Raw genomic sequence first — 18,717 nt, 5'->3', positions numbered from 1 at the left:
GCGACGGGCGAACACGGGCGGCCCGGTCAGGACGGTGCGTGTACCCGCTGCTGCGCGGCGACGAGTCCGACCTCGGCGATCGCCTCGACCGCGTCCGCGGCGTCGGCCAGCAGGATGGGCAGCGACTTCTTCTCGGCTGCGGAGAAGTCACGCAGCACGTAGTCGGCGGGGTCCTGACGACCGGGCGGACGACCGATGCCGACCCGCACGCGCGTGAACTCGTTCGTGCCGGTGGCCTTGATGATGTCGCGCAGCCCGTTGTGGCCGCCGTGACCCCCGCTGCCCTTGAGGCGGACGGTGTCGAACGGCAGGTCGAGCTCGTCGTGCACGACGACGAGGTCGGCCGGGGTGGCGCTGTAGAACCCGAGGACCGACGAGACCGGTCCGCCCGAGGTGTTCATGAACGAGCCCGGCTTCGCCAGCACCAGGCGCGGACCGCCGGGCACCAGGCGCCCCTCGGCGACCTGGTTCGGCGTCTTGTGCTTCTTGAACCGCGCACCCATGCGGGCGGCGAGTTCGTCGAGGACCATCTGGCCGACGTTGTGACGGTTGCCGGCGTAGTCGGGCCCGGGGTTCCCGAGTCCGACCACGACCAGCGTTCGATCCGCCACAGCGTCGACCAGATGCCTTCGAAGGGGGTGTTACTCGGAGTCGACCGGCTCGGAGCCGCCCTCGGCACCGGCTTCGGCACCGGCCTCGGCCGAGGCCTCGTCCGCAGCGTCGTCGTCGGCGGTGCCACGCGGGGTGACGATCTGCACGACGAGCGCCTCGCCGTCGGTCTCGAGCTCGGCGCCCTCGGGGAGGGTCAGCTCGGCGGCCGTGATCTGCTTGCCGTCCTCGAGGCCTTCGACGTCGACGACGACGTGCTCCGGGATGTCGGTCGCGAGGACCAGCAGGGAGACGGTGTTCAGGTCCTGCACGTGGATCGTGCCGGAGAAGGACTCGCCCTCGACGACGACGGGCACGTCGACCGTGACCTTCTCGCCGCGGCGCAGGACCACGAGGTCGATGTGCTCGATGATCTGACGCACCGGGTCACGCTGGACGTCCTTGACGAGGGCGAGCTGCGCCGCACCCTCGATGTCGAGGTCGACGACCGCGTTGGCGGTACGGACGAGCAGCATGGTCTCGTGACCGGGCAGCGAGATGTGCTTCGGCTCGGTGCCGTGGCCGTAGACCACCGCGGGGATCTTGTCGGCGGCGCGGAGCTTGCGCGCTGCACCCTTGCCGAACTTGGTGCGGACGTCCGCTGCGAGCTTCGTGTAGTCGGCCATGGTGCCTCCTGGTCTCGGGGGTCGACACCGGCGGTCCGGCATCGTGGGGGTCTGTGGTGTTGCAACTCGAACGCGTGCACGCGTGAGGAACGTTCCCTGGGCTGGGCCGGGTCTCCCACCGCGTCGATCACGGCCGCTGTCGCGGCCCTCGCCGAAGTCAATCACCCACTCTACCAGCACCCGTCGGGCGTGTCGTGCCTCAGTGCCCGGCGGCCACCGCCTCCTCCGGCACCTTGAGGAACGACAGCACCACGAAGGCGAGGACGTAGAGGCCGACGAACGTCCAGACCACACCACCGGGCCCACCCCACGGCAGGACGGCGCTGACCACGGCGTTGCCGAGGAAGGTCGCCCCGCCGGCTGCCGTGGCGTACATGGCCATCGCGGCACCGCGGCGCTCCTCGCCGGCGAACGCGGGGACGATCGCGCCCATGGGCGTGAACCCGGCGAGCATGATGCCGAACACCGTGCCCGCGGCGGTGGCGAGCCAGAAGCCCCACGCGGAACCGGCCGGCACCAGGTGCGGGACGTACCACCAGGCCAGCAGTCCGATCGCCGAGGCGCCGATGCCGAACCACTTGACGGTGCGGATCCAGCCGATGCGGTCGCCGAGTGCGCCGAAGAAGGCGTTGAAGAGGATGTTGCCGGCGTAGACGATCACCGTCATCGTGAGCCACTTCGACTGGCCCCACCCGAGCTCGGTGCCGATGATCGCGGGCATGATCACGAACATGCCGAACTCTGGTGCCGTGTTGACGAGCCGGATGACGACGGCGAGCAGGACCTTGGGGCGGGTGATGCAGACCTCGATGCCGCTGGCGATGACCCGTGCGGCGGAGTGCGAGCGCGGGGCGATGCGGCCGAGCCCGGTCCGCTCGTGCACGCCGAACCGGACGATCACCCAGCCGGCCACGACCAGCACGAGCGACAGGGCCATCGACCACGTCTCACCCGTGTGGCCGCCGCCGAACGCGGGGATGCTGCCGATCGCGATGAGCGATCCGAGGGTCGGCAGGCCACCGGTGAAGACGACGTAGAACCAGCCGACGGCCGTGGCGTTCCGGTCGCGCGCGACGGTGTGGTTCACCCAGCAGAGGAACGAGAAGGCGAACAGCGGGAACCCGAGTCCACGGAGGAAGTACGTCAGGGCGATGAGGCCGACCGACCCGGTGGGCAGCGCCGCGAGGAACGCGACCTGGAACACCACCCAGAGGACGGCGCCGATCGTCATGACGCGACGCGGGCCCCACAGCTCGGAGAGCACGCCGGCGAAGTAGGACGCCACCAGGACGGCGACGCCGTAGATGCCGATGACCATCGCGGCGCTGTCCGTGCCGCCCGAGCCGAGGGCCGCGGCGATGTGCGGAGCGATGAAGTTCGACTCGATGCCGTCGCCCGTCATGAAGACGAGGACACCGAGGAAGCCCCATCGCAGCGGGTGCGGGATGCCGAGGCGGGCGATGAAGCCCTCGCGCTCGGCGGCCGGTGGTGCGGCCGTGGGTGGAGCAGTCGTCACGCCGTTCGGCGGGGTCAGGGTCGTGGTGCGGTTGGTGCGGGGTTCCGACATGTGTCGTCTCTCCTGGAGGGGCCCCGGAGTGCTCGACCCGGCATCGCGGCATGTCTCCGGGGTGCGCCGCGCGCCACGCTCCCGACCGCCCGCGCAGTGGCTGCGGGCGGTCGGGGCGTCGGCGATGATGCGAGTCCTGTACCCGGGGCGCCCCGTGCTGATGCGGAGACGGATCCCGGCGGACCATCGCCGGCCCGAAGCATGGTGCCCGACGTTAGACCGCTCCAACACCACTCGTCAAGAACGACAACTGTTGTGTAACGATCCGGGCAGCGGAGCGTGCGCGGAGGGCGTTCCCGGCGTACTGGGGTCAGCGACCGAGGCTGCGCCGGTGCTCCTGCGCGGCCGCCAGCAGCTCGCGGGCGTCGTTGCTCGTGACCTCGGCGGCGTCGCGAGCGCGTTCGAGTTCCTCGATCGTCGCCGCCGCCCGCTCGATCTCGCGCTGCAGGTCGGCCCGGCGTTCCTCGGCCGTCTCGAGCTCCGACTCCGCCGCGTCGAGTGCGGCGTCGGCGTCCCGCGACTCGCTCCGGGCAGCGGTCTCCGCCTGGCGCGCGGCCTTCCGCTCAGCGGCCGGGTCACGCTTCGGCTTCGGCTCCGGCTCCGGCTCGGCGTCCGACTCCGGTCGGTCCTGTGGTGCGGTCTCCGTCGACCGGGAGGCACGGCTCGCCTTCCGCGCGCCCCTCGCCTCGGTGATCGGGATGGGTGGGGCGTCACTGCCGGACCAGGCGTCCGGCACCGCGTCCGGATCCGCGAGCACCCCGTCCAGGTCGACCGCGTCGAACCCCACGCTCTCCAGCGGTGCCACGAGCAGCCCCGAGCGCACGGCGGCTCCGGCGTGCGGGTCGGCCATCGCGGCCTCGATGGTCGCGCGCACCTGGTCGAGCACGGCGGGCGTCGCGGGGTGTCCGGCGTCCGAGGCGAGGTCGGCGCCGGCCTGCGCCAACGCCTCGATCACCTCGGAGCGCTGCTGTCGGAGCGTCCGGATCGCAGCGGGGTCGGCGTCCGCCTGGGCCTTGCGCAGCGCGGGGCCGAGGTCGACCGCGTCGTCGAGGGCGCCGTCGTGCGCGAGCAGGTCCACGACCCACGCTGCCGGTGCGGGCTTCCGGAGCTTCCCGATCGCCGCCGCCAGGGTCCGGTCGTCCTTCCGCACCGCACGCTGCCGGGCGGTGCGCTCGGCGACGAAGTCCCCCGGCGCGACGAGCAGCAGCTCCCTGGCGACGTCGGCGAACTCCATGCCCCCAGCTTGCCCGCTACCAGTCGTGGACGGTGCCGTCGGCCAGGCGGTTGAACGGCAGGTACGCCTGCTCGTAGGGGTACTTGCCGGCCTCGTCGACGTCGAGGCTGACCCCGAGGCCGGGCTCGTCACCGGGGTGCAGGTAGCCGTCCGTGAAGGTGAAGGTCTGCTGGAACACCTGGTTCGTCTGCGGCCCGTGCTGCATGTACTCCTGGATGCCGAAGTTGTGGATCGCCATCCCGAGGTGCATCTGGGCTGCCAGGCCGACGGGCGAGATGTCGGTCGGCCCGTGGAACCCGGACTTGATCTGGTACATCGCGGCGTAGTCCATCGTCTTCTTGAGCGGGGAGATGCCGCCCATGTGCGTGACGGCTCCGCGGACGTAGTCGATGAGCTGGTCGCGGATGATGTCCTTGAAGTCCCAGATCGTGTTGAAGACCTCGCCGATCGCGAGCGGCGTGGTGGTGTGCTGCCGGACGAGCTTGAGCGCCTCCTGGTTCTCGGCCGGGGTGCAGTCCTCGAGCCAGAACAGGTCGTACGGCTCGAGCGACTTGCCGAGCTTCGCGGCCTGCAGCGGGGTCATCCGGTGGTGGCCGTCGTGCAGCAGCGGCAGTTCGGGCCCGAACTCGCTCCGGACGGCCTCGAACACGGTGGGCACGTGGCGCAGGTAGGCGCGGGTGTCCCAGTCCTCCATGGCGGGGAAGGCCCCGCGCTGTGCGGGCTCGAAGTCGTACCGGACGCCCTCGTTGCCCTCGGTGGTCTTGTTCGAGGCGATGCCGTAGATGCTCTCGAGGCCGGGGACGCCGGTCTGCACGCGGATCGAGCGGTAGCCCTCCTCCTGGTGCTCGCGGATCGAGTCGAACAGCTCCGGGAGTTCCTTGCCCGAGGCGTGCCCGTACGCCATCAGCCCGGTGCGCGAGGCGCCGCCGAGCAGCTGGTAGAGCGGCATGCCGGCGACCTTGGCCTTGATGTCCCAGAGCGCCATGTCGACGGACGCGATCGCCGCCATCGTGACGGGGCCGCGGCGCCAGTACGACGAGCGGTACAGGAACTGCCAGGCGTCCTCGATGCGGCTGGCGTCGCGGCCGATCAGCAGCGGCACGACGTGCTCGGACAGGTACGCGGCGACGCCGAGCTCGCGGCCGTTCAGCGTCGCGTCACCGAGGCCCGTGACGCCGTCGGCGGTCGTGATCTTCAGCGTCACGAAGTTCCGGTTCGGGCTGGTGACGATGACCTCGGCGCGCTCGATGAGCTGGCCGCGGTCGGCCGACGCCCACGTGTCCGGACGCCCGGAGGTGTGCCCGGTCGCCGCACCGGTGTCGGCGGCGCCCGGCACCGGGGCCGCGGGGTTCGTGGTGGTGTCGGTCATGCGTGGACTCCTTCGTCGGTGCTGGTGGTGGTGCGTGCGGCAGTGCTCGCCGCCCGGATGTCGTCGGCCGCCGCGGTGATCGCGTCGACCACGGCGGTGGTGTCGAGGTCGGGGGCGATGACGCGCAGCACGTCGTGCACGTCCGAGTCTGCCCCGGGGGCTCCGTCGTCGTCCACGAGGTCGGGCTGCGTCGTGACGTGGAGCCGCCACGCGGCGATCGCGGTCGCGGCGCCAGGCCCGATGCCGGCGGACGGCTCGCGCTCGAGTCGGTGCCGCACGACGTCGACGACCCGGACGGGCAGCTTCTGCGATCCACCGGAGGCGATCTGCCGCAGGGTGTGCCGGATGCGCGGGTTCTGGAACCGGTCCACCAGGGCGGCGCGGGCGGCGGCGACCTCGTCGGACGGCAGCGGCAGTTCGCGGGCGGCCTCGTCCCACAGCTGCTCGACGGCGGCACGACACACCGGGTCGTCCATGGCCGCCGCGACCGTCTCGTGCCCGCGCTGGAGCCCGAGGTACGCGAGCAGCGAGTGCGAGCCGTTCAGCAGCCAGAGCTTCCGCTGCTCGTACGGGGTGACGTCGTCGACGATGCGCACGCCGGCGGTGTCCCACGCGGGACGGTCGATCCCGTCGAAGGCGTCCTCGAGCACCCACTCCGCGAACGGCTCGGTGACGACGGGCACCCGGTCGCCGGCGAGCGCTCCCAGCAGGGCGGCGAGGCCCTCGACGTCGGCGTCGGTGGTCGCGGGGGTGATCCGGTCGACCATCGACGACGGGAACGAGACGGTCGCCTCGATCCACGCGCGCAGTGTGGGGTCGGTGGCGGCACCCAGCACGGACTCGCGCAGCACCGCACCGTTGTGCGTCAGGTTGTCGAGGCTGACCAGCGCGATGCGGCCGCCGCCGGCCCTGCGCCGGGCGTCGAGCCCCGCGACCAACCGGGCGGGGACGTCGGAACCGGACCGGTAGCCCTGCTCGGTGACCGTCAGCGTGACGATGGTGGTCTCCGGGGACGCGACCACGTGCCTCCAGGCCGTGTCGTCGCTGCCCGGGTGGGCGGCCACGATCGTGTCGACCACCTCGGCGTCGTCGCCGGTCGCTGCACGCGTGACCAGCGTGTAGCGGCAGTCCTGTGCGGTGAGGGCGTCCGCCGCCGCGGGCGAGCGGCCGGTGAAGGCGGTGATGCCCCACGGCTCCCCCGTGGAGTGGGCGGTGTACCAGGCGAGGTGGGCACGCGCGAACGCACCCACCCCCAGGTGGACGATGCCCGGTCGGCGATCGGTCATGCCGACACCGGGACGAGGGACCGCAGGTACGCCAGGTTGTCGGCGGTGCGGGCCTCGAGCGGCAGGTCGGTGGAGAAGTCCTCGATGGTGACCCAGCCGTCGTAGCCGACCTGGCGGAGGGCGTCGAGGTACTCGGAGACGGACGCCTGCCCGGTGCGCAGCGGCGCCCACTCGTTCTGCCAGATCGTGCTGCCGTCGGCGCGGGTGTCGCCGGTGTCGACCCAGCGGGCGTTCTTCACGTGGGCGTGCGCGAGGTACGGGCCGAGGAGCTCGAACGCGGCGAGGTGGTCCTCCTGCCCCTCGATGACCAGGTTGCCGAGGTCGTGGATGACGCCGACGCGCTCCGGGTCGAGGCCGTCGACGAGCCGGAGCGCCGCCGAGGCCGAGGGCGTGATCGTCATGTGGTGCAGCTCGACGAGCGCCTTCACGCCGAGCTCGGTCGCCCGGGTCACCGCCCACTCGAGGTCGGCACGGGTGCGGTCGAAGACCTGCCCGTACGTCTCGCCGGTGCGTTCCTTCTCCTGCCGGTACACCGGCATCGAGATCCGGACCTGGCGGGCGCCGAGCTCGCTCGTGACGCGGAGCATCGTCTCGACGCCCTCGTGGTCCGACGCCTGCTGGTACCCGCCGATGCCGGAGTACTCGAGGCCGGCGGCGTCGGTGATCCGCGCGATCTCGCCGACCTGGTCCTGGATGCCGGTGAACTGCCACGTGGAGTTGTTGCCGGCCCAGAACGAGCGACCGGCGGGCACGACGGTGCCGTCCGCGGGGCGGTCGTCGACGATGCGCCACTCGACGCCGTCCCAGCCCTGCTCGGCCAGCGTCGAGGCGGCCTGCGACGGGGTCCAGTCGGGGGTCGAGGCGGTGAACACGGAGAACTTCATCGGGATGCTCCTTCGTGGGCGCCCACCACGGGCACCACGTCGTCGTACTTGCCCTCGATCACGTCGTCGATCCGGACGGGCTGCCCGAGCGTCGCGCTGACGTACAGCCCGCGCACGACGGCGAGCGACACGAGGGCCGCGTCGACGGTCACGCCGGGCGCACGGCCCTCGCGGATCGCGGCCACGATGTCGGTGTACTGCCGGCCGTGCCCCGCGGCGAAGTGGTCGGGCTCGGCCGGCCCGCCGACGACGTGCTCCGGCGGGACGACCTCGTCCTTCTGGTCGACCGCTCCCGCGACCGCCGAGGCGTTCGAGGTGGTCGAGGCGGACTCGAGGGTCGCGGCGTCGGGTGCGATGTGGAAGTAGGCCAAGCGGTCGTCGTCGACGATCGCGGAACCGTGCGTGCCGTACACGGCGTAGCGCGCAGAGAGGCCCGGGTACGCGGCGGTCGTGCAGTGGATGACGCCGAGTGCGCCGCCGGCGAACCGGACGGTGGCGACGGCGGTGTCCTCGACCTCGATGCGGTCGTGCGCGAGCAGCCCGGTCTGGGCCGAGATCTCGACCGGGCGACCGAGCGCCCAGACGAGCAGGTCGACGGTGTGCACGCCCTGGTTCATCACCGCGCCACCACCGTCGAGCGCCCAGGTGCCGCGCCAGTCGCCGGAGTCGTAGTAGCCCTGCGAGCGGTACCAGGCGACGCTCGCCAGGCCGGAGGTCACGGTGCCGAACCCGCCGTCGTGGGCGGCTGCGGCGACGGCGGCCGAGGCCGGGTCGAAGCGGTGCTGGCTGATGACGCTCGTGACGAGTCCTCGGTCGCGGGCCGATGCGGCGAGCGCGGCGATCTGCCGGGCCCGGGGCATCGTGGTGTCGAGGGGCTTCTCGATGACGACGTGCTTGCCGGCGGCCAGGGCGGCCTCGGCGAGCTGGACGTGCATGCCGGAGGGCGAGCAGATCGCGACGACGTCGATGTCGGTCTGCGCGATCGCCTCCTCGATGGTGGCCGTCGTGATGGGGCGGGCGACGCCCATCGCCTCGATCTCGTCGGCGGCGCTCGTGGCGGCGGCGGGGATCGCGTCGACGAGGGCGACGACCTGCAGGTCCGGGTGGTGGACGGCGACCGTGGCGTGGTGGCGTCCGATGACGCCGGCGCCGACGACTGCCAGCTTCAGTGGGGTGGTCATCGCAGGGTGACTCCGATCTGGTCGGTGAGGGTGCGGAGGGCACGACCGGCGCGACCGAAGGCCGCGGGGCCGGAGAACCCGCCGAGGGAGGTGAAGTCGCTGAGGTGCGGCTCGAGCGAGGCGTAGCCGGAGTACCCGGCGTCGCGCAGCGCGGTGAGGGTCTGCAGCAGTTCGCCGTCGCCCTCACCCGCGGGGACCACCGACGAGTCGGCGGCCAGGGCGTCCTTGACCTGCAGGTAGTCGACGTAGGGCGCGAGCTGCGCCCACCCGTCGGTGAACGGCTTGACGCCGCACTGCACGTAGTTCGCGTTGTCCCAGGCCAGTCGGAGCGCAGGCGACCCGACGCTCTCGACGATGTCGAGCACGCGGGAGGGGACGTCGCCGAAGATGTCCTTCTCGTTCTCGTGCAGCAGGGTCACGCCCTCGCGTGCGGCGAGGTCGGCCAGGGCGCGCATCCGGACGAGGACGTCGTCGCGGACGTCCTCCGGCTGCCGGCCCTCGAAGTAGAACGAGAAGATCCGGATGTTCGTGGTGCCGAGGGCGTGCGCGGCGGCGATCGCGCGACCGAGCCGTCCGACCTCGTGCTCGACGGGCTCGTCGACGGAGACCTTGCCGATCGGCGAGGCGATGGCGGACACGGTCTGTCCGCGCTCCTCGAGCAGGCGGTGGAGTCCGGCGAGCTGGTCCTCATCGAGGTCGACGACGTTCACGCCCCAGGCGCTGCGGACCTCGATGGCGCTCGCGCCGAGCGCCTGCAGGACCGCGACCTGGACGACGGGGTCGGCGTCGATCTCGTCGCCGAAGCCGGAGAGTTCCCACGTGGGCTGGTCGGTCATGGTGTCCTTTCGTGTCGGACGGGAGGCGCGTGGCGGGGCCGCCACGGGCCTCCAGTCCGGTTCTGGGTTGCGGTGACTGCCGCGCTCACTTGACGGAGCCGGCCGTCAGACCGCCCACCAGGTAGCGCTGGAAGATGAGGTACAGGGCGACGACCGGCACGGCGCAGACGATCGACGCGGCCATCATCTGGCCGTAGATCGGGACCGCACCGCCTTCCTGCGCCGTGCCGAGCACCTGCAGGACGACGGCCACCGTCCGGGTGTTCGGGGTCGTCATGATCGTGGAGAACAGGACGTCGTTCCAGCCGAGCAGGAAGGCGAAGATCGCCGAGACGACGATGCCGGGCCACGACAGCGGCAGGACGATCTTCGTCAGGATCTTCGTGCTCGAGGCGCCGTCGATGCGGGCGGCCTCCTCGAGTTCCTTGGGCAGACCACGCAAGTAGGTGACCATCACCCAGGTCGAGAACGGCAGGGCGAACGTCAGGTAGGTGACGAACAGACCCCAGCGGGTGCCGATGATCTGCACGCCCGTGGCACTGGCGATGTTCGAGAACACCACGAACACGGGCAGCAGCAGGAGCGTGCCGGGGATCGACTGCAGCGCGAGGAGCCCGCGCAGGATGGTCAGTCGGCCGAGGAACCGGAACCGGACCAGCACGTACGCGGTGGACACGGCGAGCGCGGCACTCGCGATGGCGACCGCACCGGCGGTGAGCATCGAGTTGACCAGCCCCTCGCCGAGGGCGACCGTCGACCAGATCTCGACGTAGTTCGACAGGGTGAACTCGGACGGGAAGTACTCGCCGCGGGCGACCGCGACGTCCGAGTTCACCGAGCCGAACAGGATGTACAGGACCGGGACGGCGATGAACGCGATGATGATCGCGATCACCACGATGAGCAGCCAGCGGGGCAGGAGCCGGGTGACGTCGGTGTCGTAGGGGCGTTTGTGGGGCTGCCTGCGGTCTCCGGTCGTGATGCTCTCGGTGAGCGTCGCGGTGGGGCGGGTGCGGGTGCTGAAGGTCGAGCTCGGTGTGCTCATGCGCGTGCTCCGTCGATGTCGGCGGCGGTCGGGGCGGCGGCGAGCGTGGCGCGGTCGGCGCGGCGCTGCTTCCGGTTGGGGCCCGCGTCGTCACCGGTGTCGAGCTTGACGGCTCGCAGGTAGACGAACAGCGGGATGGCGACGATCACGAGCGAGCAGATCGCCATGGCCGCTGACAGGCCGAAGCGGAACGACTGGAAGCTCGCGATGTAGGTCAGGACGGGCATGACCTCGACGCTCGACGGCAGCGGGATGCCGAACAGCACGAACGGCAGGGTGAAGTTGTTGATGTTGTGCAGGATCGCGATGATCACCGCCAGGCTGAGCGGCCCGCGCAGGTACGGGAAGATGATGTAGCGCAGCTTCGCCCACCAGGTCACCCCGTCGAGCGCGGCGGCCTCGTGCACCTCGTTGTCCACGGCCTGCAGTCCGGCGAGCGACAGCAGGTAGACGAACGGCCAGCTCGTCCAGATCATCACGCCGGCCAGCGCCCAGTAGGACGCGGAGCCGTTCAGCCAGAGCACGTCGGTGTGCAGGATCGAGTTCACGACGCCCTGCGGCTGCAGCATCGTGCGGAAGAACGTGCCGACGACGAACGCGGGCAGCACGTACGGGATCAGGTAGATCGACCGGACGAGGCCGCGCCCCGGGAACCGGTTCTGCGTCGAGATCGCCGCAGCGACGCCGATCGGGACGGTGACCGCGGTGACCAGGACGGACAGCGACACCGAGATCCAGATCGAGTGGAGCAGGGGCGAGTTCGTGAAGGCCTCGGTGAAGTTCGCGAAGCCGACGAACGGGGCGCTGAACCACTGCCGCAGCGTGTACTGGTCCAGGTCGAGCATCGCGATGAAGAAGCCCACCAGGAGCGGCACCACGATGACGGCGAGCATGAGGACGCCGCCGGGGATGAGCATCCAGAGCGGACGCTCCTTCTTGTACAGCGGCGTCGTGCCGTGCGGGCGGACCGCCTGCGGTGCGCGCTGCTGCGGCTTGGTCTGTGTGGCGGTCATCACAGACCTCCGTTCTTCTGACGGTCGAGGGTGGACTGGGCGTCCTTCTGGGCGTCCTGCAGACGCTTGCGGAGCTGGTCGTCGGTGACCTCGCCGCTCTTGAGCGACGGGATCGACTGCACGACCACGTCGACCAGGGCGAGCTGGATGTCGGACCAGGCGCCGGTGAAGGCGGTGGGCTTCGACAGGCGGCCCGCGTCGATGATCGGCTTGAGTCGGGGGTTGTCTGCCGCCAGGTCAGCGGCGGCGGACGCGTTGGTCGGCAGGTTGCCGAACAGGTCGTAGTACTCGAGCTGCGCCTTCGGTGCGCTGAGCTGCTTGACGAAGTCGAAGGACAGCTGCTGCTTGGTGCCGTAATCGGCCACCACCCAGTTGTCGCCGGACAGGATGCTCGCGGCCTCGATGCCGTCGGCGGGGCGTTCCCTCGCACCCGGCGGGACGGTGGGGAGCAGGGCGAACTCGTACTTGCCGTCGACCTTCGTGTCCTTGAACGAGTTGATCGCGGTGGTGGTCGTCATCGGGAAGAACGCGGCCTTGCCCTCGGTGAACTGGGCCAGGGCCTGCGCGTTGTTCCAGCCGATCGCGGCCTTGTCGACGACGCCGTCCTTCGTGACCCAGTCGAAGTAGGTCCGGTACGCGTTCTCGACGGCGTCGCTGTCGATCTCGGCCTCGGAGCCGTCGACGATGGTGTTGCCGGCGTTCTGCGCCATGCCCCACACGAACTTCCACGGGTCGAAGCCGTCGGCGTAGGCGATCGCCATGCCGTGCACGTCACCGCTGGTGGTGGCCTTCGCGTCCTCGGTCAGCTCGTCCCACGTGGTCGGCATGTCGGTGATGCCGGCCTTCGCGAGGAGGTCCTTGTTGACCGCCATCACGAACGGACGGCTGGCGAACGGGATCCCGATCTGCTTCGAGTCGCTCGGACCCGAGATGCCGAACGAGGCCGGGTCGAACTGGTCCTTGCCGCCGATGGCCTTCCACTCCTTCGATCCCATCTCGACGAAGGCACCGGTGGCGTAGGCGGTCGGGGTGAACGTGGTGCCGATGGCGTAGACGTCGGGGCCCTGGCCGGAGATGACGCTGGTCTGGATCGCGGTCAGTTCCTCCTGTGCGGACGAGTAGGTCTCCCACTGGATGTCCGCACCGGTGGTGCGCTTGAACTCGGCAGCGGTGTCCTGCTGCCACTGCTTGCGCTCCTTGGGGTACGTGGTGTCCGCGCCCATCATCACGCGGAGGGTGTTCGGGTCGTCACCGCTGCCGTTCACGACGGCGCAGCCCTGCAGGGAGAGAGCGGCGAGGGCGATCACCGCGACGGCACCGACGAGGGTGCGGGGCTTCAGCCGTGTTCTGTTCATCCGGGGGCTTCCTCCTCGAGACCTCCTCCGGGCGGCGCTGCCCGGTGGCACCACTGTTCCGCCGTTGGCAACATCCGGCAACCGGTTGCCACTTGTTGCCAGACGCGAATACGTTCGGCCTCGTGAGCGACACAGACATCGACGTCTCCGGTGCCGGCGGCGGCTTCGGCACCGACGCCGACGCGAGCGCCGGCACCGGTTTCAGCGCCGCCCGGCGCGTGACCATCCGGGACATCGCCGACGCGACCGGCGTGGCCCCGTCGACCGTGTCCCGCGCACTCTCGCTGCCCGACCGCGTGAACCACACCACGCAGGAGCGCATCCAACGAGCGGCCCGCGAACTCGGCTACGTCGCCAACTCGCAGGCACGCGCCCTGACGTCCGGCCGCACCCGAGCCGTCGCCGTGCTCGTCTCCGACATCACGAACCCGTTCTACTTCGACGTCATCCGTGGCACGCAGCACCAGCTCGCCGGCGCCGGGTGGACGCAGTTGCTCGTCGACACCGAGGAGTCCGCCGACGCCGAACTCGCCACCCTGAGCTCGATCGGCGCGAAGGCCGACGGCGTCGTCCTCACCGCCTCGCGCCTGTCCGACGCCCAGATCGCCCGGTTCGCCGAGCGGATACCCCTGGTCGTCGTCAACCGTCGCCCCGCCGGGGTGCCCTCGGTGCTCATCGACACCCCCGGCGGCGTCGAGCAGGCCGTGCAGCACCTCGTCTCCCTGGGCCACCGCGACGTGCTCTACGTCGCCGGTCCGGACAGTTCGTGGTCGAACGAACGCCGGTGGAAGGCGCTCGTGCGCGTCGCGAAGCGCCTCGGGGTCCGCGTCGCCCGCATCGGGCCGCACGCGCCGTTCGTCGACTCCGGCGCCGCAGCCGCCGACGCAGCCGTGCACGCCGGGGCCACCGCCTGCATCGCATTCAACGACCTGATCGCGATCGGCATGCTCGCACGGCTGCGGGAACGGGGCGTCCGCGTCCCCGAGGACATGAGCATCGTCGGCTGCGACGACATCTTCGGTGCCGACTTCTGCAACCCGCCGCTCACCACCATGACCTCGCCGATCGAACGCGCCGGCCGGGTCGCGATCCGGATGCTGCTCGGCCGCCTCGGTGCGATCCCCGCCGACGAGCTGCCCGGTGAGCACATGACCGGCGCCGTCGCACTGCCCACCCACCTGACCGTCCGGGAGTCGACGGGTCCCGCGCCCGCCTGACGCTGGCGCACGCCCGTCCCCGCCGTCCCACCGTTCCCCGAAGGAGTCGATGATGACCCAGACCAGCACCGCCACCCGTCTCGCCCCGCACCCCGACCGGCTGCTCCCCGCCGACCCCGGTGCACGCCAGGTGGCACGGACCGTCTACGACACGGTCAAGGACGCACCGATCATCTCCCCGCACGGCCACGTCGACGCGGCGCTCATCGCCGCCGACCAGCCGTTCAGCGACCCCGCGTCGCTGCTCATCACGCCCGACCACTACGTGCTCCGGTTGCTGCACGCCAACGGGGTGGACCTGGCCGCGCTGGGACGCGCCGACCTGTCGGGGACCAGTCCTGTGCCTCCCGGTCGTGCCGTCTGGCGGAACCTGGCGGACCACTGGGACGACTTCCTCGGCACCCCCGTCCGCTACTGGTTCGAGACCGAGCTGCACGACGTCTTCGGGCTGACGAAGCAGCCGTCGGCGGCGAACGCCGACGCCCAGTACGACCACATCGCCGGTCTGCTGGCGTCGCCCGCCTTCCGCCCGCGCGCGCTGTTCGGCACCTTCGGCATCGAGGTCCTCGCCACCACCGACGGCCCCGCCGACGACCTCGCCGCGCACGCGCAGCTCGCCGCCGACCCCACGTTCACCGGCCGGGTGGTCCCCACGTTCCGCGCGGACGCCGTCTTCGACCCGTCGCGGCCGGACTGGAGGCCCGTGGTCGCGTCCGTCGGCGAGGCCGCGGGCATCGACACGGGCACCCACGCAGGGCTGTTGGCAGCACTCCGCGCACGTCGCCGGTACTTCATCGAGCACGGCGCGACCGCCACGGACACCGGGGTGCTCGACGCCGGGTCCGCGCCCCTGTCCGTCACCGACCGCGAGCGCATCCACGCAGCGGCGCTCCGCGGCGACGTCTCGACAGCCGACGCCACCGCGTACCGGCACGACATGCTCTACCGCTGGGCCGAGATGAGCGTCGAGGACGGCCTCGTCATGCAGCTGCACCCCGGCGTCATCCGGAACCACCACGCACCGACGCTCGAACGCTTCGGCCCCGACACCGGCCACGATCTGCCCGCCGTCGGGTCCTTCACCACGCCGCTGCGGCCGCTCCTGGAGTCGTTCGGCACCGCTCCGGGCTTCCACCTCGTGCTGTTCACCGTCGACGAGACCGTGTTCTCGCGCGAGATCGGCCCCCTCGCCGGCTTCTACCCCGCCGTGTACGCCGGAGCTCCGTGGTGGTTCATCGACACCCCGGCGGCGATCGGCCGCTACCGCTCCGCGATCACCGACTCGGCGTCGTTCACGAAGACCTCCGGGTTCATCGACGACACCCGGGCGTACTGCTCCATCCCCGCGCGGCACGACATGGCGCGGCGAGCGGACGCGGCGTACCTGGCGTCGCTCGTCGTCACGCACGAGATCTCGGAGGAGGACGCCGTCCGCACCGCTCGGCGCATCGTGTCCGACATCCCACGGGCGACGTTCAAGCTGTAGGGGTGCGGGGTGCCGCGTGGTGCGAGGTGAACCAGCCGAGGCGGTACGGTCAGGCGCATGACCGAGCGGGTGACGGCTGCCTACGGCGCTCGCGCTGCGGAGTACGCGGCAGTGCTCGGATCGATGGACGCCGTCCACCCCGACGACCGCGCGCTCGTCGACGCCTGGGCAGCGGGTCGCCGAGATCTGCTGGTCGACGCCGGGTGCGGCCCCGGTCACTGGACGGCGCACCTCGCTCGGAACGGGTACCGGGTCATCGGGATCGACGCCGTGCCGGAGTTCGTCGAGCACGCACGGCAGACGCACACTGCCTCGGTCGACTTCCGGGACGGATCGATCGATGCGCTGCCGCTCGCGGACGGCAGCGTCGGCGGCGTCCTCGCCTGGTACTCGGTGATCCACCACGAACCCTCGCGGGTCGGCGTGCCACTGGACGAGTTCCGGCGGGTGCTCGCCCCCGGCGGTGGGCTCCTGCTCGGGTTCTTCGAGGGCCCCGCGGTCGAGGCCTTCGACCACGCGGTCGTCACCGCGTACCGCTGGCCGGTCGCGTCCCTGGCAGCGCGGCTGGACGGAGCGGGCTTCGACGTGGTGGACGTCCACACCCGGTCAGCGCCCGAGCACCGACCGCACGGGGCGATCAGCGCGGTGCGCCGCTGACGGATCCCGTCGGCCGTGCCTCCCAGCCGGGGTGTCCCGCGAACCCGTCCGCACGGTGCGAGGATCGTCGCCCGGCGCGAGGTGGGCGGTTCCGTGCTGGGTTGCCGCGCGGCACGGAGCGATCAAGGTCGCACGGGCCGACCGGAGTTGCACCGTGCGGCGCGCGAGCAGTTCAGGCGGAGGTGACGACGAGCGCAGCCACGATGTCCCGCACCGTGTCGTCGACCGGCCCGTCGATGGAGACGTCGACGGCAGCCTCATCGGACTGCGGCCGTTCGAGCGTCGCGAACTGGGAGTCGAGCAGCGACGACGGCATGTACTCGTGGTGCCGGTGCGCCTGCCGCTCGGCGATGAGGTCGTGCGAGCCGTCGAGGAACGCGATGACGAGGCCGGGCGCCGACTGCCGGAGCCGGTCGCGGTAGACGCGCTTGAGGGCCGAGTTGGCCATCACGCAGCGGTGCCCGGACGCCTCGACCGCGGCGATGCGCGCGGCGCAGGCGTCGAGCCACGGCCACCGGTCGTCGTCGGTGAGCGGGATGCCCTGCCGCATCTTCTCCTTGTTCGCGGCCGGGTGCAGGTCGTCGGCGTCGACGAACACGGTCGGTTGGTCCTGCTCGGCGAGGGCGTCGGCGAGGGCCTGCCCGATCGTGGACTTGCCGGAACCGGAGACGCCCATGACGAGGACGGGTGGGAGGACAGCGGTGTCGGTCATCCCTCCACAGTATTGACGGGGTGAACAGTGGTCCCCAGTTGCCGTAACACCCGTGCGATCCCGAGCCGCGGACCGTAGGTTGGTGGCGAACGTCAGGACAAAGGAGACCTTCGTGGCAGACAACAACGGACAGGCGAACATCGGCGTGGTCGGTCTGGCGGTGATGGGGTCGAACCTCGCGCGCAACCTCGCGTCGCGTGAGGGCAACACGGTCGCGGTGTACAACCGCACCTACGCCCGCACCGAAGAACTCATCAAAGAGCACGGTGACGCCGGCTTCATCGCGTCCGAGTCGATCGACGACTTCGTCGCCTCGCTGTCCAAGCCGCGCACCGCCATCATCATGGTGCAGGCTGGCAAGGGCACCGACGCCGTGATCTCGCAGCTCGCCGAGAAGTTCGAGGAAGGCGACATCATCGTCGACGGCGGCAACGCCAACTTCCACGACACGATCCGGCGTGAGCACGACCTGCGCGAGAAGGGTCTCAACTTCGTCGGCACCGGCATCTCCGGTGGTGAAGAGGGCGCGCTCAAGGGCCCGTCGATCATGCCCGGCGGCTCCGCCGAGGCATGGGAGACGCTCGGGCCCATCCTGAAGTCGATCGCGGCGGTCGCCGAGGGCGAGCCCTGTGTGACCCACATCGGCACCGACGGCGCCGGCCACTTCGTGAAGATGGTGCACAACGGCATCGAGTACGCCGACATGCAGCTCATCGCCGAGTCCTACGACCTGCTCCGCCGAGTCGGCGGGCTCTCCGTCGAGGACCTGGTCAAGGTGTTCCAGGAGTGGAACGGCGGCGACCTCGAGTCCTACCTGATCGAGATCACGGTCGAGGTCCTGAAGCAGCGCGACGCCGACTCCGGCAATCCCCTCGTCGACGTCATCCGCGACGAAGCCGGCTCCAAGGGCACCGGCGTCTGGACCGTGCAGAACGCGGTTGGGCTCGGCATCCCGGTCTCCGGCATCGGCGAAGCGGTGTTCGCCCGCGCGGTGTCGTCGAAGCCGTCGCAGCGTGCCGCGGTGCAGAAGGCGTTCCCGGACCGGCCCGACATCGCCGCGGTCCCCGACGGCTTCGAGGACGACGTCCGGGCGGCGCTCTACGCCTCGAAGGTCGTCGCCTACGCGCAGGGCTTCGACCTCATCATCGCCGGTGCCAAGGAGTACGGCTGGGACATCAACCTCGGCAACGTGGCGAAGATCTGGCGGGGTGGCTGCATCATCCGTGCCCAGTTCCTCAACCGCATCGTCGAGGCGTACGACAAGAACCCGGAGCTCGAGTCACTGCTCGTCGACCCGTACTTCGCGAACGCCGTGCAGGAGGGCGAAGCCGCCTGGCGCCGCATCGTCGGGATCGCCGCCGCGTCGGGCATCCCCGCGCCGGGCTTCTCGTCAGCGCTGTCCTACTTCGACTCGCTCGCGTCCGAGCGGCTGCCCGCCTCGCTCATCCAGGGGCAGCGCGACTTCTTCGGCGCGCACACCTACCAGCGCATCGACAAGGACGGCACCTTCCACACGCTGTGGTCCGACGACGACCGCCGCGAGGTCGACCAGGAACCGTCCACCCACTAGACCGCGGCACGACCGCACCCTCGAAGGGCCC

17 protein-coding genes are annotated in these 18,717 nt (G+C 70.9%); 4 read left to right on the top strand and 13 right to left on the bottom strand.

Annotated features, from left to right (window positions below):
• Nucleotides 1-26 precede the first annotated feature (26 nt).
• The 12 genes from pth to JN350_RS07065 all read right to left on the bottom strand — a co-directional run bounded on the left by pth (nucleotide 27) and on the right by JN350_RS07065 (nucleotide 13,044).
• Complete coding sequence (gene pth / locus JN350_RS07120) at nucleotides 27-611, bottom strand: aminoacyl-tRNA hydrolase (RefSeq protein ID WP_131845277.1); 585 nt, start codon at nucleotides 609-611, stop codon at nucleotides 27-29.
• 30 nt (nucleotides 612-641) lie between these two features.
• Nucleotides 642-1,274 (bottom strand): 50S ribosomal protein L25/general stress protein Ctc, encoded by a 633-nt coding sequence (locus tag JN350_RS07115; RefSeq protein ID WP_205464064.1) that lies wholly within the window; start codon nucleotides 1,272-1,274, stop codon nucleotides 642-644.
• 199 nt (nucleotides 1,275-1,473) lie between these two features.
• Nucleotides 1,474-2,841 carry an RbtT/DalT/CsbX family MFS transporter gene (locus JN350_RS07110; RefSeq protein ID WP_205464063.1) on the bottom strand — a complete coding sequence of 456 codons (1,368 nt, stop codon included), beginning with the start codon at nucleotides 2,839-2,841 and terminating at the stop codon, nucleotides 1,474-1,476.
• A 310-nt stretch (nucleotides 2,842-3,151) separates the two neighbouring features.
• On the bottom strand, nucleotides 3,152-4,075 hold the full coding sequence (locus JN350_RS07105; protein ID WP_205464062.1) for a hypothetical protein: 924 nt from the start codon (nucleotides 4,073-4,075) through the stop codon (nucleotides 3,152-3,154).
• Nucleotides 4,076-4,091: 16 nt separating this feature from the next.
• Nucleotides 4,092-5,444: a D-mannonate dehydratase ManD gene (gene manD / locus JN350_RS07100; protein WP_240347602.1), complete on the bottom strand. Its 1,353-nt coding sequence runs from the start codon at nucleotides 5,442-5,444 to the stop codon at nucleotides 4,092-4,094.
• The gene (locus JN350_RS07095; protein ID WP_205464061.1) at nucleotides 5,441-6,730 is read right to left on the bottom strand and encodes a mannitol dehydrogenase family protein; all 1,290 of its coding nucleotides are present in this window, start codon (nucleotides 6,728-6,730) and stop codon (nucleotides 5,441-5,443) included. The genes manD and JN350_RS07095 overlap by 4 nt, the downstream gene beginning before the upstream one ends.
• Nucleotides 6,727-7,614 carry a sugar phosphate isomerase/epimerase family protein gene (locus JN350_RS07090; RefSeq protein WP_205464060.1) on the bottom strand — a complete coding sequence of 296 codons (888 nt, stop codon included), beginning with the start codon at nucleotides 7,612-7,614 and terminating at the stop codon, nucleotides 6,727-6,729. The genes JN350_RS07095 and JN350_RS07090 overlap by 4 nt, the downstream gene beginning before the upstream one ends.
• Nucleotides 7,611-8,795, bottom strand: coding sequence for a Gfo/Idh/MocA family oxidoreductase (locus tag JN350_RS07085; RefSeq protein WP_205464059.1), 1,185 nt, complete (start codon nucleotides 8,793-8,795; stop codon nucleotides 7,611-7,613). The genes JN350_RS07090 and JN350_RS07085 overlap by 4 nt, the downstream gene beginning before the upstream one ends.
• The gene (locus tag JN350_RS07080) at nucleotides 8,792-9,631 is read right to left on the bottom strand and encodes a sugar phosphate isomerase/epimerase family protein (protein WP_205464058.1); all 840 of its coding nucleotides are present in this window, start codon (nucleotides 9,629-9,631) and stop codon (nucleotides 8,792-8,794) included. The genes JN350_RS07085 and JN350_RS07080 overlap by 4 nt, the downstream gene beginning before the upstream one ends.
• Nucleotides 9,632-9,716: 85 nt before the next feature.
• The gene (locus JN350_RS07075) at nucleotides 9,717-10,676 is read right to left on the bottom strand and encodes a carbohydrate ABC transporter permease (protein ID WP_205464057.1); all 960 of its coding nucleotides are present in this window, start codon (nucleotides 10,674-10,676) and stop codon (nucleotides 9,717-9,719) included.
• The gene (locus JN350_RS07070; RefSeq protein ID WP_205464056.1) at nucleotides 10,673-11,689 is read right to left on the bottom strand and encodes a carbohydrate ABC transporter permease; all 1,017 of its coding nucleotides are present in this window, start codon (nucleotides 11,687-11,689) and stop codon (nucleotides 10,673-10,675) included. Before JN350_RS07070 ends, JN350_RS07075 begins: the two co-directional genes overlap by 4 nt.
• The gene (locus tag JN350_RS07065) at nucleotides 11,689-13,044 is read right to left on the bottom strand and encodes an ABC transporter substrate-binding protein (protein ID WP_205464055.1); all 1,356 of its coding nucleotides are present in this window, start codon (nucleotides 13,042-13,044) and stop codon (nucleotides 11,689-11,691) included. The genes JN350_RS07070 and JN350_RS07065 overlap by 1 nt, the downstream gene beginning before the upstream one ends.
• A 122-nt stretch (nucleotides 13,045-13,166) precedes the next feature.
• Here JN350_RS07065 and JN350_RS07060 point away from each other — a divergent pair, with 122 nt between their 5' ends.
• The 3 genes from JN350_RS07060 to JN350_RS07050 are packed head-to-tail and all read left to right on the top strand — an operon-like array spanning nucleotide 13,167 to nucleotide 16,404.
• Nucleotides 13,167-14,261, top strand: a complete 1,095-nt coding sequence (locus JN350_RS07060) for a LacI family DNA-binding transcriptional regulator (protein ID WP_374114417.1) — start codon at nucleotides 13,167-13,169, stop codon at nucleotides 14,259-14,261.
• Nucleotides 14,262-14,313: 52 nt separating this feature from the next.
• Nucleotides 14,314-15,747 (top strand): glucuronate isomerase, encoded by a 1,434-nt coding sequence (gene uxaC, locus JN350_RS07055; protein ID WP_205464054.1) that lies wholly within the window; start codon nucleotides 14,314-14,316, stop codon nucleotides 15,745-15,747.
• A gap of 57 nt (nucleotides 15,748-15,804) precedes the next feature.
• On the top strand, nucleotides 15,805-16,404 hold the full coding sequence (locus JN350_RS07050; protein WP_205464053.1) for a class I SAM-dependent methyltransferase: 600 nt from the start codon (nucleotides 15,805-15,807) through the stop codon (nucleotides 16,402-16,404).
• Between the two features lie 172 nt (nucleotides 16,405-16,576).
• On the opposite strand, the gene JN350_RS07045 is transcribed toward JN350_RS07050, so the two are convergent.
• Entirely contained in the window at nucleotides 16,577-17,116 is a 540-nt protein-coding gene (locus JN350_RS07045; protein ID WP_205464052.1) for a gluconokinase, read from the bottom strand.
• Nucleotides 17,117-17,228: 112 nt separating this feature from the next.
• Here JN350_RS07045 and gndA point away from each other — a divergent pair, with 112 nt between their 5' ends.
• A complete protein-coding gene (gndA, locus tag JN350_RS07040; RefSeq protein WP_205464051.1) occupies nucleotides 17,229-18,686 on the top strand; it encodes an NADP-dependent phosphogluconate dehydrogenase in 1,458 nt (485 codons plus the stop codon).
• The last annotated feature ends 31 nt before the right edge of the window (nucleotides 18,687-18,717 follow it).

This window comes from Curtobacterium sp. 24E2, assembly GCF_016925595.1.
Lineage (GTDB): Bacteria > Actinomycetota > Actinomycetes > Actinomycetales > Microbacteriaceae > Curtobacterium.
Note: the sequence above shows the minus strand (reverse complement) of the source record. Positions and strands in the feature narration are given on the sequence as shown.